This window comes from Parasedimentitalea denitrificans (genome assembly GCF_011813015.1).
Classification (GTDB): Bacteria; Pseudomonadota; Alphaproteobacteria; order Rhodobacterales; family Rhodobacteraceae; genus Parasedimentitalea; species Parasedimentitalea denitrificans.
In genome coordinates, this window is the sequence record NZ_QHLQ01000007.1 from 68,340 (window position 1) to 81,368 (window position 13,029).

Annotated in this window: 12 protein-coding genes; 4 read left to right on the forward strand and 8 right to left on the reverse strand. The window is 55.5% G+C overall.

Annotated elements, in window-relative coordinates; genetic code table 11:
* Window positions 1-103: 103 nt before the first annotated feature.
* From DL239_RS09090 to DL239_RS09100, 3 genes are all read left to right on the forward strand, one after another.
* A complete protein-coding gene (locus DL239_RS09090; RefSeq protein ID WP_167683691.1) occupies window positions 104-1,180 on the forward strand; it encodes an NAD(P)/FAD-dependent oxidoreductase in 1,077 nt (358 codons plus the stop codon).
* Window positions 1,180-1,839, forward strand: a complete 660-nt coding sequence (locus DL239_RS09095; protein ID WP_167683692.1) for a DUF938 domain-containing protein — start codon at window positions 1,180-1,182, stop codon at window positions 1,837-1,839. Before DL239_RS09090 ends, DL239_RS09095 begins: the two co-directional genes overlap by 1 nt.
* A 73-nt stretch (window positions 1,840-1,912) precedes the next feature.
* Complete coding sequence (locus DL239_RS09100) at window positions 1,913-2,248, forward strand: carboxymuconolactone decarboxylase family protein (RefSeq protein ID WP_167683693.1); 336 nt, start codon at window positions 1,913-1,915, stop codon at window positions 2,246-2,248.
* Window positions 2,249-2,295: 47 nt separating this feature from the next.
* Here DL239_RS09100 and DL239_RS09105 read toward each other — a convergent pair whose 3' ends face one another.
* From DL239_RS09105 to DL239_RS09115, 3 genes are read right to left on the reverse strand one after another with little or no spacing between them, the layout of a single operon-like run.
* A complete protein-coding gene (locus DL239_RS09105; RefSeq protein ID WP_167683694.1) occupies window positions 2,296-2,922 on the reverse strand; it encodes a class I SAM-dependent methyltransferase in 627 nt (208 codons plus the stop codon).
* Between the two features lie 3 nt (window positions 2,923-2,925).
* Complete coding sequence (gene pssA / locus DL239_RS09110; protein ID WP_167683695.1) at window positions 2,926-3,678, reverse strand: CDP-diacylglycerol--serine O-phosphatidyltransferase; 753 nt, start codon at window positions 3,676-3,678, stop codon at window positions 2,926-2,928.
* A 3-nt stretch (window positions 3,679-3,681) separates the two neighbouring features.
* Window positions 3,682-4,374, reverse strand: coding sequence for a phosphatidylserine decarboxylase (locus tag DL239_RS09115; RefSeq protein WP_167683696.1), 693 nt, complete (start codon window positions 4,372-4,374; stop codon window positions 3,682-3,684).
* Window positions 4,375-4,740: 366 nt separating this feature from the next.
* Between DL239_RS09115 and DL239_RS09120 the strand changes: the two genes are divergently transcribed.
* Window positions 4,741-5,583: an NAD-glutamate dehydrogenase gene (locus tag DL239_RS09120; protein WP_167683697.1), complete on the forward strand. Its 843-nt coding sequence runs from the start codon at window positions 4,741-4,743 to the stop codon at window positions 5,581-5,583.
* Between the two features lie 100 nt (window positions 5,584-5,683).
* On the opposite strand, the gene DL239_RS09125 is transcribed toward DL239_RS09120, so the two are convergent.
* The 5 genes from DL239_RS09125 to ggt form a co-directional block, all read right to left on the reverse strand.
* On the reverse strand, window positions 5,684-8,182 hold the full coding sequence (locus DL239_RS09125; protein WP_167683698.1) for a GcvT family protein: 2,499 nt from the start codon (window positions 8,180-8,182) through the stop codon (window positions 5,684-5,686).
* Window positions 8,183-8,415: 233 nt separating this feature from the next.
* Window positions 8,416-8,808 (reverse strand): hypothetical protein, encoded by a 393-nt coding sequence (locus DL239_RS09130; RefSeq protein ID WP_167683699.1) that lies wholly within the window; start codon window positions 8,806-8,808, stop codon window positions 8,416-8,418.
* A gap of 116 nt (window positions 8,809-8,924) precedes the next feature.
* Window positions 8,925-9,254 carry a hypothetical protein gene (locus tag DL239_RS09135; protein WP_167683700.1) on the reverse strand — a complete coding sequence of 110 codons (330 nt, stop codon included), beginning with the start codon at window positions 9,252-9,254 and terminating at the stop codon, window positions 8,925-8,927.
* 129 nt (window positions 9,255-9,383) lie between these two features.
* Window positions 9,384-10,787 carry an FAD-binding oxidoreductase gene (locus DL239_RS09140; protein WP_167683701.1) on the reverse strand — a complete coding sequence of 468 codons (1,404 nt, stop codon included), beginning with the start codon at window positions 10,785-10,787 and terminating at the stop codon, window positions 9,384-9,386.
* 102 nt (window positions 10,788-10,889) lie between these two features.
* Window positions 10,890-12,674, reverse strand: a complete 1,785-nt coding sequence (gene ggt / locus DL239_RS09145; protein WP_167683702.1) for a gamma-glutamyltransferase — start codon at window positions 12,672-12,674, stop codon at window positions 10,890-10,892.
* Window positions 12,675-13,029 lie beyond the last annotated feature (355 nt).

Here is a 13,029-nt window from a genome sequence, read left to right on the forward strand (position 1 = left end):
CGATTTTAGCTTTCTCACTTCAAGTTGCCGTGCAATTGTCCATCAAAGCCCGAACATCAGAAATGCTACAGCGGCTGACAGGTGGATCAACAGGACCAATTGAATGACAGACTTTATCGTTATCGGTGGCGGCATTGCTGGAATTAGTGCGGCGGCCCGGCTTTCAGACCACGGATCCGTCACCGTTTTAGACATGGAAGAGGCACTTGGCTTTCACGCCTCTGGCCGCTCGGCTGCCTTGTTTGAACAGGACTATGGCAATACGTCTACCGTAGCCCTTAGTCGTGCCAGTGCCGATCATTTCCACAATGCCAATGGTGGTTATTTGACGCCACGCGGATTGCTAATGGTGGCACGCACCGATCAGATCGAGGTGTTTGAAAGCGACATCAAAGCCTTGGATCTACAAGAGATCAGTCTTGATGAGGCGGTCACTCGGGTGCCTATCCTGAACCTTGAAGCGACCGGTCGCGCTGCGTTTCACGATACGGCACAGGATATCGATACAGATCGGTTGATCCAAGATTATGCCAAAGTGGTGCGCGGCAATGGTGGTCAGGTAATCACGAAGGCCACGGTGACCAAGATCGACAAGACTGACCATGGCTGGCAAGTAACAGCAAGTGGCGAATCCTACGAATGCAGGCAACTGGTCAACGCAGCCGGTGCTTGGGTGGATCAGATAGCGGAAATGGCTGGGGTCACCCCAATCGGTATTCAGCCCTTACGCCGTTCCATGGCCCGCCTGCCCGCACCCGGCGGCCATGATGTCAGCACTTGGCCGATGCTAATCGGTGCAGGCGAATGCTGGTATGCAAAGCCCGATGCTGGCAAATTGATCGTCTCACCCGCCGATGCCGAGCTGACAACGCCACATGATGCCTATGCCGATGACATGGTACTGGCCGAAGGTCTGGCGCGCTACGAAGAGATGGTCACCGAACCGGTGACACGGGTAGAGAGCAACTGGGCTGGGCTGCGCAGCTTTGCCCCGGACAAGGCACTGGTGCTGGGTCCCGACCCCGACCAGCCCACCTTCATCTGGAGCGCAGCCCAAGCCGGATATGGCTTTCAGACCGCCCCCGCCGCATCACGCCTTGTAGCTGATTTAGTCGGAGGGTGCGCATCCGAGCTGGAGCCAGAAATCATCGCTCAATTGTCGCCCGGACGGTTTCGCTGATGCCCATTCGCTCGGTCCCCGGTACAGCCTCGGTCGCTAGCCCTAAGGGCGGCAAACTGTTTGCTCCTTCGGCTGCCACCAACATGGCCCCACTGTGCGATTTGTTGGAACAAGTAGCCCCAACGCAAGGCTACGCATTAGAGATTGCCAGCGGCACAGGCCAACACGTGGTGGGCTATGCCGCCCGCCAGCCCGGCCTGATCTGGCAACCTACCGAAGTGGCCCCCGAGCGGAGGGCCAGTATTGATGCCTACGCCCACGAGGCAGGGCTGGGCAACATCCTGACGGCCCGCGAACTGGACGCGACATCGCCCGGTTGGGGGAGCCAGCTGGACAGACAACAAGACCTGATCATGCTCAGCAATCTTTTGCATTTGATAAGCGAAGATGAGGCCCGCATCCTTATTTCCGAGGCCGCAACTGCATTGGCCCTAAATGGCCAACTGGTGATCTACGGACCCTTCATGCGCGACGGCAAACTGACCAGTGCAGGCGACACCGCCTTCCACGCCAGCCTAGCCGCCAACGACCCCGAGACCGGGTATAAGGATGACGTCGAGACCATAAGCTGGTTGCAAAGCGCCGGATTGGATTTGGTCAAATCTGTCGAAATGCCAGCCAACAATCTGGCTCTTGTTTCAAAAAAGGCGTCTACCTGATCTGAATCAAAGAGGTCACGTATCTTCACCTATACGCATTCATTAAACAGAATACGTATAGTAAGGAACGACCATGAGCTGGCAAGATAAATTGAAAGACACCCGCACAGGATTGCGTAACCTGAATGGTGCCATCCCTGAGGTGACACAGGCCTTTGGCGGGCTGAGCAAAGCGGTCAAACAGGGCGGCGTTCTGGATTTTAAGACGAAAGAATTTGTGGCACTGGGCATCGCCGTCACCGGACGTTGCGAAGACTGCATCGGCCTGCATATCGAGGCGCTGATCAAAGCCGATGCAACCCGCAGCGAAGTTGCCGATGTATTGGCAATGGCGATCCAGATGGGAGGTGGCCCGTCCATGATGTACGCCGCCAAGGCCATGGCTTGCTATGATGAACTAACGAACTGAGGCTAAGGTCGTGTCTAGGTTACGCCCTCCTAAACGGGGGCGTGTTCTTATGCAGCGAGAGACTTTTCCAGCACCAGAAATGTCATCATGCCCATCGGCGGCAGGGTTTTGCGTTCAACCAGTGATAGGGTTGGCTCGCCCAATACTTTGCTAACCTCAAAATCCGAATGCCATCCCAGTATGTTAGAAAACGGAGCCGACAACCGCTCAACTGCGGCTAAGAAACCTTTGTCGCGCGCAAAATGGTTGGTGATTACGATATGGCCACCGGGCTTACAAACCCGCGCCATTTCCGACACCACGCGCTCTGGCTCGGGCACGACGGAAACAATGTGCATGGCGGCAACGGTGTCAAAATGATCGTCAGGAAAATCCAAATTCCGCGCATCCATCTGTCGCAGACTTTTGACGTGGCTTAACTCTTTTTCACGGACTTTGTTGCGCGCCTTTTCCAACATGTGATCGCTGAAATCGATGCCGGTGACGTTCATTCTCGAATCGTATAACGGCAGGGCCATTCCGGTTCCAACGCCAACCTCCAGCACATTGCCTGCACTGCGTTCATTTACATAAGCAACTGAGTGACGGCGCCCTACATTGGTGATCGCACCAAACGTCTTGTCATAGACCGGTGCCCACCTTGCATAGGAGGTTTTCACTGCATTGATTTCCATAGTCTACCCTTGCATTTTCTTTGTCTTCCTGGACGATTGCAGCGCCCAAAGGATGCTAAAAATATAAACGATATTCAGAATAACCAACGTTGCCCAAAGATAAGTCAGCAGTGCCCCCGCGAACAAGACAACTCCGAGTACAAAAAATTTGACCTGATCGCGCATGATCGTAAGGTTCTTGAAGGAATACGTCGGGATATGACTGATCATCAGCAAGCCCACGATGACCGTAAACACCGCCACCACCATCGGCGGGACAGTTGGCAATTCGGGAAACAGGAACGACACAAACATCGGCAGCATAACCAGAAATGCCCCGGCTGGCGCAGGTACACCAACAAAGTAATTGTTGTCGACCTCGTCATCGCCTGACTTGCTGGACACGTTGAACCGCGCCAGCCTCATCACACAGCAGGTGGCATAAATCAGCACCGCTATCCAGCCGATGCGGCTCAGATCTTCCAGTCCCCAGACATAAAGGATCAGTGCCGGAGCAACCCCGAAGTTCAGGAAATCAGCCAATGAATCCAGCTCGGCCCCGATCTGCGACTGGGCTTGAAGCAGCCGTGCAATGCGACCGTCAAACCCATCCAGCACGCAGGCCAGCAAAATCAGATAAACCGCCAGCTCAAAATTGCCCTGAAAGCCGAACTTGATGGCCGACAGTCCTGCACAAATGGCGGCAATAGTCAGCAGGTTCGGCAGCAGGTGCACAATAGGCATTTTAGACTTTGGGCTGCGAGCATTCTCGGTCATGGCTTACGCAGTCCGCGCGACGCGGGCGCCTTCCTCAGATGTGAAGTCAGCAATCACGCTCTCACCTGCAACCATGGTCTGGCCCAGGTTAACCAGTGGCTCTACGCCCTCAGGCAGGTAAACATCCAAACGCGAGCCAAAGCGGATCAGGCCAAAGCGTTCACCAGTCTGCATCTGCTGACCCTTGCTGACGAAACAAACGATCCGACGCGCCACCAGTCCAGCGATCTGCACCACGGCGATCTGACGTCCATCTGCCATCTCGATACACAGGCTGTTGCGCTCGTTGTCAACACTCGCCTTGTCCAGCGATGCATTCAGGAACTTGCCCGGACGATAGCCAATAGCGGTGACTTTGCCAGCAATTGGGGTCCGGTTCACATGGCAATTGAAAACGCTCATGAACACGCTCACACGGGTCAGGGCTTTGTCTTCCATACCCAGTTCAGCCGGAGGAACCGCCTTTTCGATCAACGACACGATGCCATCGGCCGGGCTAACCAACAGCCCCTCACGGGTCGGAGTGGCACGTTTTGGGTCGCGAAAGAAATAGTAGCACCACACAGTCAGACCAACACCAATCCAGCCCAGGAAATCGGCCAGCAGGAACAGCACAAGGGTGATCGCCGCAAAGATAGCGACGAATTTGCGGCCCTCGGGGTGCATCGGTTTAATAAATGTATCGCGCATCCGCATGAAGTATGTCGCCTTTTAGTAAAGGATAGTCGTTTTCTGCCCCATCCCGAAGGGAGGTACAACACGAATAATCCAGATTGTGCGCAGCCAAAAGCCGCACGCTTATTTTGTTTAGCCCCGTTTACGCGGCGACGCGACAAACAGCAAAGTTTTTTGACATAAAAGGAAAGCAGATCAGAGCATGCGCCACGCAGCAAGCCAAACAGGTCCAGCCGGACACACAGATGGTTTCACTTTGGGATCAAGGGGTATCGACAATGAACAACCCCATACACAAGAAGTGATAGAACTGCTTCGTGACATTCCACTTATGATTGCGCACTATAGGCGTTATGTTGACATCCCTATTGAGTAGGCAAAACTCAAATGCATATGTTACCCCGCAATATTACCCACAAAAGCATCACTCTTTTCATGTGCCTCTTTATCTCTCCGCTGTTTGCGGGGGAGAACGTCGATCCCAGCGTCAGCCAGGGTCTGAACAGAGCACCTCTGGACTCCGCATTGGCTTATCTGTCGAGCGGTATTGATTTTCGGACAATTGGTACAACCATATTTAACTTTGCCCCAAAAATCAGGCCGTTTGATGTAGGTGATCTGACCATCGGCTACAGCTTTGAAGGGCAATACATGAGTGGTAATCTTACCGGAACGACTTCGGATCTTGGGCCCAAGATCAAACGCTTTCCCAAAAATCGAAAAGGGCTAGCCCCACCTTTCATGACAGTTACCCGATCCGGACTAACAACAGGTCGGATAACACGTTACAATCGCTATACGGGCTATGGCGCGACGGCCGAAGTGGAAACCATTACCGAAGAAATCCTAGGAACCTCTCCGTTATCAATCGTCTTTCCCGTTGCCCAATATGCTTTTGGGATCGAGGTAGAGAGGTTGTTCAGAATGGAGCAGACTGACCGCCCTGCCAAGGATGACAATCATATTCGAGTAAAGGCCTTCAACTCGGATGGAAACATGATTGGTGAACGACGGTTCGCAATTGGCGCTACATTTTCTGCGGCTTTTGTTCGGTGCCAGTACACTCAGGACGTGACAGCTATCCAAATCACGTCGAGTGTCCAAGGAGGCATCGCGCTTGGCTCGGTGACCTATGACAACGGAGCGACACCGCCACCCGTAACGGCAGAATCTCAGGAGACATTGCCAGAAGGTTTTGAGTACCTGCCTTGCCTTCAGCTGATGGGATAGCCGGTAAACGCGCAATTCTGACAAATCCGGGGCTCAGCCCGTAATCTCTTCAATCCATCAAGCAGATGGATTGCCGGGCCCGAAGGGCCCGGCTCAAAAATCAACCAGTCACCCGAATAGTCTCGTTCTTCGGATCATACGGGCTGTCAACGGTCACCTCGGCGTCCCATAGCTGATCCATAATCTTTACCTTCAACTTGGTACCCGGCACCGCTAGTTCTGGTTTGACATACCCCATGCCAATGCTTTTCTCGAAAGCCACCGAATAACCGCCCGAGGTCAAACGCCCTACCCGCTCGCCTTCCGGCGTGTACAGCACTTCGCGGCCCCAAGGGTCGGCATCCTCTGGCCCATCAATCAACAGGGTACAGCACTTTACCCGAACGCCAGTTTCCAGCATCGCCTCTTTACCGTGGAAGTCTTTTTCCAGGTCGATAAAGCGCGGCAGATCGGCCTCTTGCGGAGTGGCATCACGGCCCAGTTCGGTGCCGAATGCACGGTAGGATTTTTCCTGACGCAGCCAGTTCTGCGCGCGGGCCCCCACCAGCTTCATACCATGCTTCTCACCGGCCTTCTCCAGCAGGTCGAACAGGTAGTTCTGCATCTCAATCGGGTGGTGCAGCTCCCAGCCCAGTTCACCGGTATAAGCCACACGGATCGCGTTGACTGGGCACATGCCCAACTCGATCTGCCGGGCCGACAGCCATGGGAAGCGCTTGTTGCTCAGCGCTGTGTCGGGATCAGCGTCAACGATGATCTCTTTCAGCACGTCACGCGACTTGGGGCCGGCGATGGCAAAGACGCCCCACTGGGTGGTAACGTCCTGGATCTCGATGTAGCCGAACTCTTCCATTTTATCTTCGGCGGCTTTGCGCAGGAAGTCAGCGTCATATTCTGTCCAGGCACCCGCCGAGACGAGGTAGTAGTCATTCTCGCCATTGCGCACGATGGTGTATTCGGTGCGGGTGGTGCCTGCTGCGGTCAGCGCATAGGTCAGGTTGATACGGCCTACTTTGGGCAGTTTGTTGCAGGTGAACCAATCGAGGAACTGAGTGGCACCCGGCCCCTTGACGACATGCTTGGTGAACGCAGTTGCATCGACCAGACCCACGCCTTCGCGGATTGCCTTGGCTTCCTCAACCGCATGTTTCCACCAACCGCCGCGACGGAAGCTGCGTGATTCAGCGTCGTTGAAACCAACCGGGGCGTAATAGTTCGGACGTTCCCAGCCGTTGACCCAGCCAAATTGCGCGCCGCGTTCTTTCTGGCGGTCATAAGCTGGCGAGGTACGCAGGCCACGCGCGGCTGGGCGTTCTTCGTCCGGGTGGTGCAGGATGTAGACGTGCTCGTAGCACTCTTCGTTTTTGCGCGAGGCAAACTCGGTGGTCATCCAATTCGAGGAGTAACGCTTAGGATCAAGCGAGGCCATGTCGATCTCGGCTTCGCCATCAACCATCATCTGCGCCAAGTAATAGCCAGTGCCACCAGCGGCGGTGATGCCAAACGAGAAGCCCTCGGCCAGCCACATGTTGCGCAGGCCCGGAGCTGGACCAACCAATGGGTTGCCGTCGGGGGTGTAGCAGATAGGACCGTTGAAATCGTCCTTGAGGCCGGATTCAGCGCAGGACGGCACACGTTCGGTCATCGCCATGTATTGTTCTGCGATCCGGTCCAGATCGAGCGGGAACAGATCAGCGCGGAAACTGTCGGGTACGCCGTGTTCAAACCGCGCAGGGGCGCCGTGTTCATAGATACCCAGGATCCAGCCACCGCGTTCCTCGCGGGCATATGATTCCGAGTCGGCATCGCGCACAACGGGGTGTTCGGGGTTGCCCTCTTCGCGCCATTTGACCAGCTCGGGGTCTTTGTCCATGACGATAAAGGTGTGTTCCACCGGGATCGCAGGCATCTTGATGCCCAGCATCTTGGCGGTGCGTTGGGCGTGGTTGCCCGATGCCGTCACAACATGTTCAGCCGTGATGACGAACTGTTCGTCGCTGGGCACCAGGTTGCCGCCCTTTTCCACCATCTTGGTGCAAGTGACTTCCCAGTGGGTGCCGTTCCAGTGGAAGGCATCAGCCTGAACTTTGCGCTGAATGTCCACACCACGTTGACGCGCGCCCTTGGCCATCGCCATGGTCACATCGGCCGGGTTAATATAGCCGTCCTCGGTGTGATAAATCGCGCCCTTCAGATCGTCGGTACGGATCAGCGGCCAGCGTTCTTTGATCTGGTCTGCAGTCAGCCACTCGTAATCCACGCCGCAAGTTTCAGCGGTGGACGCATAAAGCTTAAACTCATCCATGCGCTCTTCGGTCTGTGCCATGCGCAGGTTGCCAACCACCGCAAAACCAGCGTTCAGGCCGGTTTCTTCCTCAAGCGATTTGTAGAAATCGACTGAGTATTTGTGGATGTGGGTTGTCGCGTAGGACATGTTGAACAACGGCAACAGACCAGCGGCGTGCCAAGTCGAGCCCGAGGTCAGCTCGTCGCGTTCGATCAGCATGACGTCGTCCCAGCCCGCTTTGGCCAGATGATAGGCTATTGACGTGCCTACGGCACCACCGCCGACGACCAATGCTTTGACTTGGGTTTTCATAAGGCCCGCTCTCCGGAAAAATGACTCAGCTGGATATGGTTATGCCCAAGCCTAATCCTGTGTGCGAAATCCATCCGACGCAAAAACTGTCAAAACCGACCTTACGCCTCATTCAACAGCCTATTTTCTGACGAGGTGTTGGAAAATGAGTATTTTTAGCAAAAAGAAGCTGTGGGGTTCTGTTGCGCCGTATGGGCTGGTGCAAGAGCGTTTTGGGAATTGAACCGGGCGCCTCAGCAGTTCAGGATTGTCCCGCGCCGTACACAGCCACTGATCGAGGAACGGGCGACGGGGCGCGTCGTGTCGCGAGACAAGCCCTTGTTGACACGAACGCCAGTTCTGCTTTCACGCCGGTCGGGATCACCCATAACTTGCGGCAATGTCGGGTCCGCAGGTTCTTCACCATTGACCAGAGACAGGCTGGCGGTCAAATCTGCAAAGGCGGTCAGGTTGATTGTGGAGACCCCCTCAATCGCAAACAGCCGAGTGTTGAGCACCGAAGCATATTGCGACAACCCCATTTGACCTAGCGGCATCTGAGCGCGGCGTGACTGCTGGTGATAGTCCACGCCGAGAGCGACGAGGCCACAGGTTGCTGCAAAACAGATATTCTGAACAATCGCCATCAGGGTTCTCCATAAAGGCGCGATGGGCGTCGGTTTCTTCCTCAATGCAATTTGATTAAAAATTTCGACAATATTGAGGCGTCACCAAGGCATCCTTGGCCGAAGCCCCAGTGACCCTAATTACAGTTCAGCGCATTTCCGCGGCGGACACAAACTGGTTCGGGTGCGGTTTCGCTGCTCTGCGGCTTTGCCTCCACAGCTGTATCGTGCCCCGTTAAGGCGGGGCTAATCTGTGCCAAACGGTCCTGATTACCATGCCGGACTGCAATCGCGCTGGATGCCGTGATGTCTGGCTTGTTATAGCGTGCCCGGACAATGGCACTGTAGTCCTTCATGCTTAGTTCCCCAGGGCCCAGACCAGCTTTTTGGGCCTGCATATTGTAATCCACGGCTACAACGGCCTGCGTACAGACAACAATGATCCCTAACGATTTCCGCACACTCATTTGCCTGCCCCAAGATTGCACCACAGCCCTGTCCGAAAAGGTACAGGATAAAGTGGTACAAAATTATGGCAGGTTGCAGGGCTGTGCCTTGCGCCACCTATGTGATCAGATCGACTGGTCGAACACCTGTTAATCGACCAGAATCTTACCAGGGTTCAGAATGTTCTCCGGGTCCAGCGCCACCTTGATTGCGGCCATAAAACGGGTCGTTTCACCCAGTTCCGCATTCAGATATGCGCGCTTACCCTGACCGATGCCATGTTCCCCAGTACAGGTGCCGTCCATCGATATCGCCATCTGGTTTAGCCACGACACAAAGTCCCCTGCCCGCGCCCGCTCTTCGGCGTTATCGATGTCGATCAAAAGCAGGCAGTGGAAATTTCCGTCACCAACATGGCCAACAATGGGCGAGATCAATCCCATATCGGTTGCCTTGTCCTGCGCCGCCACTACGCATTCCGCTAGCCGAGAGATTGGGACACAAACGTCGGTCGAAATCCCTTTGGCGCCGGGACGAATTTGCAGGCTGGCCCAATACATGTCGTGACGCGCCTGCCACAGCTTGTTGCGCTCCTCGGTAGAGGACGTGGTGGCGATGTCAAAACCGTTGAACTCTTCTGCGATGGAACTGAAGGTCTCAGCCTGTTCTGCCACCCCAGATTCTGAACCATGGAATTCGAGCAGCAGCAGCGGTGTTTCTGGCAGCTCCAGCTTGGAATAGGCATTGGCCGCCTTCACGCTCATCTCGTCCAGAAGCTCAATCCGGGCAACCGGGATGCCGTACTGGATTGTCATCATAACCGCGCGACAGGCATCATCGATGGTGCGGAACGAACAGCGTGCTGAGCTGATCGCCTCGGGGATGCCCTGCAATTTCAGGGTGATTTCGGTGATCAGGCCCAGGGTTCCCTCTGATCCGACCAGCAACCGCGTCATGTCATAACCCGCCGAAGACTTCTTGGCCCGTTGTGCAGTGCGGATCACGGTGCCATCGGCCATAACCGCCTCTAGCGCCAGAACATTGTCCTTCATGGTGCCATATCGCACCGCGTTGGTGCCCGAGGCGCGGGTTGCAGCCATGCCGCCCAGCGATGCATTTGCACCGGGATCAATGGGAAAGAACAACCCCTGATCACGCAGATAGGTATTTAGCTGTTCACGGGTCACACCAGGCTGCACCACAACGTCCAAATCCTCGGCGTGGACCTCAAGAATTTTGTTCATCTGGCTGGTGTCGACAGATATGCCACCAGCAGGTGCGTTCACGTGCCCCTCTAGCGAGGTGCCAGTGCCAAAGGGAATGATCGGCACAGCGTATTCAGCGCAGGCTTTGACGATCTGCGACACCTCATTTGTGTCGACCGGAAAGACCACCGCATCGGGCATTTGGTTATCGATCCAAGTGGTGGTGTGGCCATGCTGTTCTCGGATGGCTTCGCCAGTTTGCAGACGGTCACCAAAGAGCTGCTTGAGCACACCAATGGCGGCCTTAATCCCAGCCTCGTTGCGTGGAAGAGACGTTGCATGCACCATTGGTAGGCTCCTTTTGAGTAGCGCGCCGGCGCCAAAACTTCACATGTTAAGATTAGGGCATTGCCGCCAGTTAGTTCAATACCCACAACCCGGTAGCAGTTGCTATTCGCCCAGCGCAATGCCCTCACGACGTGGATCGGCCGCACCCAGCAGTGTGTCACCAATCTCGATGGCATGCAGGCCCGAGTTCAGCCCCCTAAAACTTACCTCATAGCCGATCTGGGTTAGTGTCTCTTCCAACATTTCGGCATCTGTGCCCTCTTCCAGATCATACTTGCCAAACCGGTTCACCGCATGGGGCAAAGAAATGGCCTGCTGCACGTTCAAACCCCAGTCCGCCCAAGCAATGATCGAACTGGCGACATAGCCGATGATCCGACTGCCACCAGGGGAACCAATGGCCATCACCGGTTTGCCCTCTTTCATCACTATGGTCGGCGCCATGGACGAACGCGGGCGCTTACCCGGCTCCAGTCGGTTGGCAATCGGCACCCCATCGCGGTGGCTGCGGAATGAGAAATCGGTCAACTCGTTGTTCAGCAAGAACCCGTGCACCATCAGCCGAGAACCAAAGGCGTTTTCAATGGTTGTCGTCATCGACAGCACGTTGCCATACTGGTCAACAATCGAGATATGCGAGGTCGACGGCAGCTCTATCGACTCGTCATCAGCCCAAAGCGCATGGTCAAATTCAGGCGACCCCGGCGCCACTTCGGGCAGAGCATCATCACCGGATAACAGGGCAGCCCGCTGCGTCAGGTATTCAGCATCCACCAAGCCGTTGGTGGGCATCGGTACATAATCGCTATCGGCCATGTACCGGCCACGGTCAGCAAAGGCGAGCCGCGAGGCATCCCCGATCAACCGCCAGCTCTCGGGATTGTCAGCGCCCAACGCGGCCAGATCATAGTGACCGACCATCCCCAATATCTGCCCAACCGTCAGCGCGCCCGAGGATGGTGGCCCCATGCCACACACATCAAACGATCGGTATTCAACACAAACCGGTTCGCGTTCCTTGACCTGATACACTGCCATATCCAGCAACGACAAAACGCCCGGATTGCCCGGTGCATGGGTCACAGCGCCGACTATCTCATCCGCGATGCGGCCAAAGTAGAAACCTTCGGCGCCTTTTTCGGCCAACACGCCAAGGGTATGGGCGTATTCGTCGTTGGACAGCAGATCCCCCGCTTGCAATGCTACCCCATCTGGGAAGAAATAATCCGCCGTGCTTGGAAACCGCGACAGCCGATCTGCGTCACGTTCGATCAAACTGGCCAACCGAGGGGACACATTGAACCCATCCTTGGCCAGCTTCGTTCCGGCCTCAAACAGGGTTGCCCATTCCGCACGTCCCCAACGGCGATGTGCCTCGGCCATCAAGGCTGGCGTGCCGGGGGTGCCAACCGAACGACCACCCACAACGGCATCAAAAAACTTCAGCGGTTCGCCATTGTCATCCTGAAATAAGGTTGGCGTCGCCGCCAGAGGCGCGGTTTCACGTCCATCCAGCGTTGTCAGCTTGCCGCTTTCGGCATCGTACCAAACCAAAAAGGCACCACCACCCAGTCCCGATGACTGAGGTTCAACCAGTCCCAGTACAACCTGCACGGCCACCATCGCATCCGCCGCAGATCCACCAGCACGCAACACCTCGGCCCCGACCTCAACCGCGTGGGGGTTGGCTGCGGCAATCATCCAGTTCTCGGCCTCAACCGGTTTGTCCGCCATTTTAGCCTTCAGCGAAGCCGCCACCGCAGGCGACAGAGTTTCAAACACACCACTTGTCGCTGATTCCGGCGCTACCGCATCCGCTGCTTGCTGCGCATAGGCTTGGGTTGCAATTGCAGTACTGGCCAATAGACCTAGAAAAATATGACGCATAATTACCTCCAAACAAACCGAATAGGAGGAGCCTAGGCAAGCGGAGCAAAAAACTGAACCGTTTTTCAGCTCCAAACGCTCCGCACTCCTAACCTTCCCATCCTAATCAGCACCTTAGAATTTTCTGGAAAACACGACCACGAGGTTCCCCCTCGTTAGGCTCAAGATCGTCAGGAGGCAGAAAAAGGCTTGATCAGACTTAAATTTAACTCCACTAGAAGTACTAGGCGTTCCACTTGGAACGCCGAATAAACAGCGCCCACGAAGCAGGATTATTCATGAGTTCTCGAGCACTAAAACACTTCAGGTTTGGCAAAATTTTCGGATTTATCAGGCGTTCCACTAGCAGCCGACG

Bases quoted from the DNA above. Each gene is read 5' to 3' on its own strand.
- DL239_RS09135 (WP_167683700.1), bottom strand. From the start codon at position 9,254: ATGAGTGTGCGGAAATCGTTAGGGATCATTGTTGTCTGTACGCAGGCC.
- DL239_RS09120 (WP_167683697.1), top strand. From the start codon at position 4,741: ATGCATATGTTACCCCGCAATATTACCCACAAAAGCATCACTCTTTTC.
- ggt (WP_167683702.1), bottom strand. From the start codon at position 12,674: ATGCGTCATATTTTTCTAGGTCTATTGGCCAGTACTGCAATTGCAACC.
- DL239_RS09095 (WP_167683692.1), top strand. From the start codon at position 1,180: ATGCCCATTCGCTCGGTCCCCGGTACAGCCTCGGTCGCTAGCCCTAAG.
- DL239_RS09140 (WP_167683701.1), bottom strand. From the start codon at position 10,787: ATGGTGCATGCAACGTCTCTTCCACGCAACGAGGCTGGGATTAAGGCC.
- DL239_RS09090 (WP_167683691.1), top strand. From the start codon at position 104: ATGACAGACTTTATCGTTATCGGTGGCGGCATTGCTGGAATTAGTGCG.
- DL239_RS09115 (WP_167683696.1), bottom strand. From the start codon at position 4,374: ATGCGGATGCGCGATACATTTATTAAACCGATGCACCCCGAGGGCCGC.
- DL239_RS09125 (WP_167683698.1), bottom strand. From the start codon at position 8,182: ATGAAAACCCAAGTCAAAGCATTGGTCGTCGGCGGTGGTGCCGTAGGC.
- DL239_RS09105 (WP_167683694.1), bottom strand. From the start codon at position 2,922: ATGGAAATCAATGCAGTGAAAACCTCCTATGCAAGGTGGGCACCGGTC.
- DL239_RS09130 (WP_167683699.1), bottom strand. From the start codon at position 8,808: ATGGCGATTGTTCAGAATATCTGTTTTGCAGCAACCTGTGGCCTCGTC.
- pssA (WP_167683695.1), bottom strand. From the start codon at position 3,678: ATGACCGAGAATGCTCGCAGCCCAAAGTCTAAAATGCCTATTGTGCAC.
- DL239_RS09100 (WP_167683693.1), top strand. From the start codon at position 1,913: ATGAGCTGGCAAGATAAATTGAAAGACACCCGCACAGGATTGCGTAAC.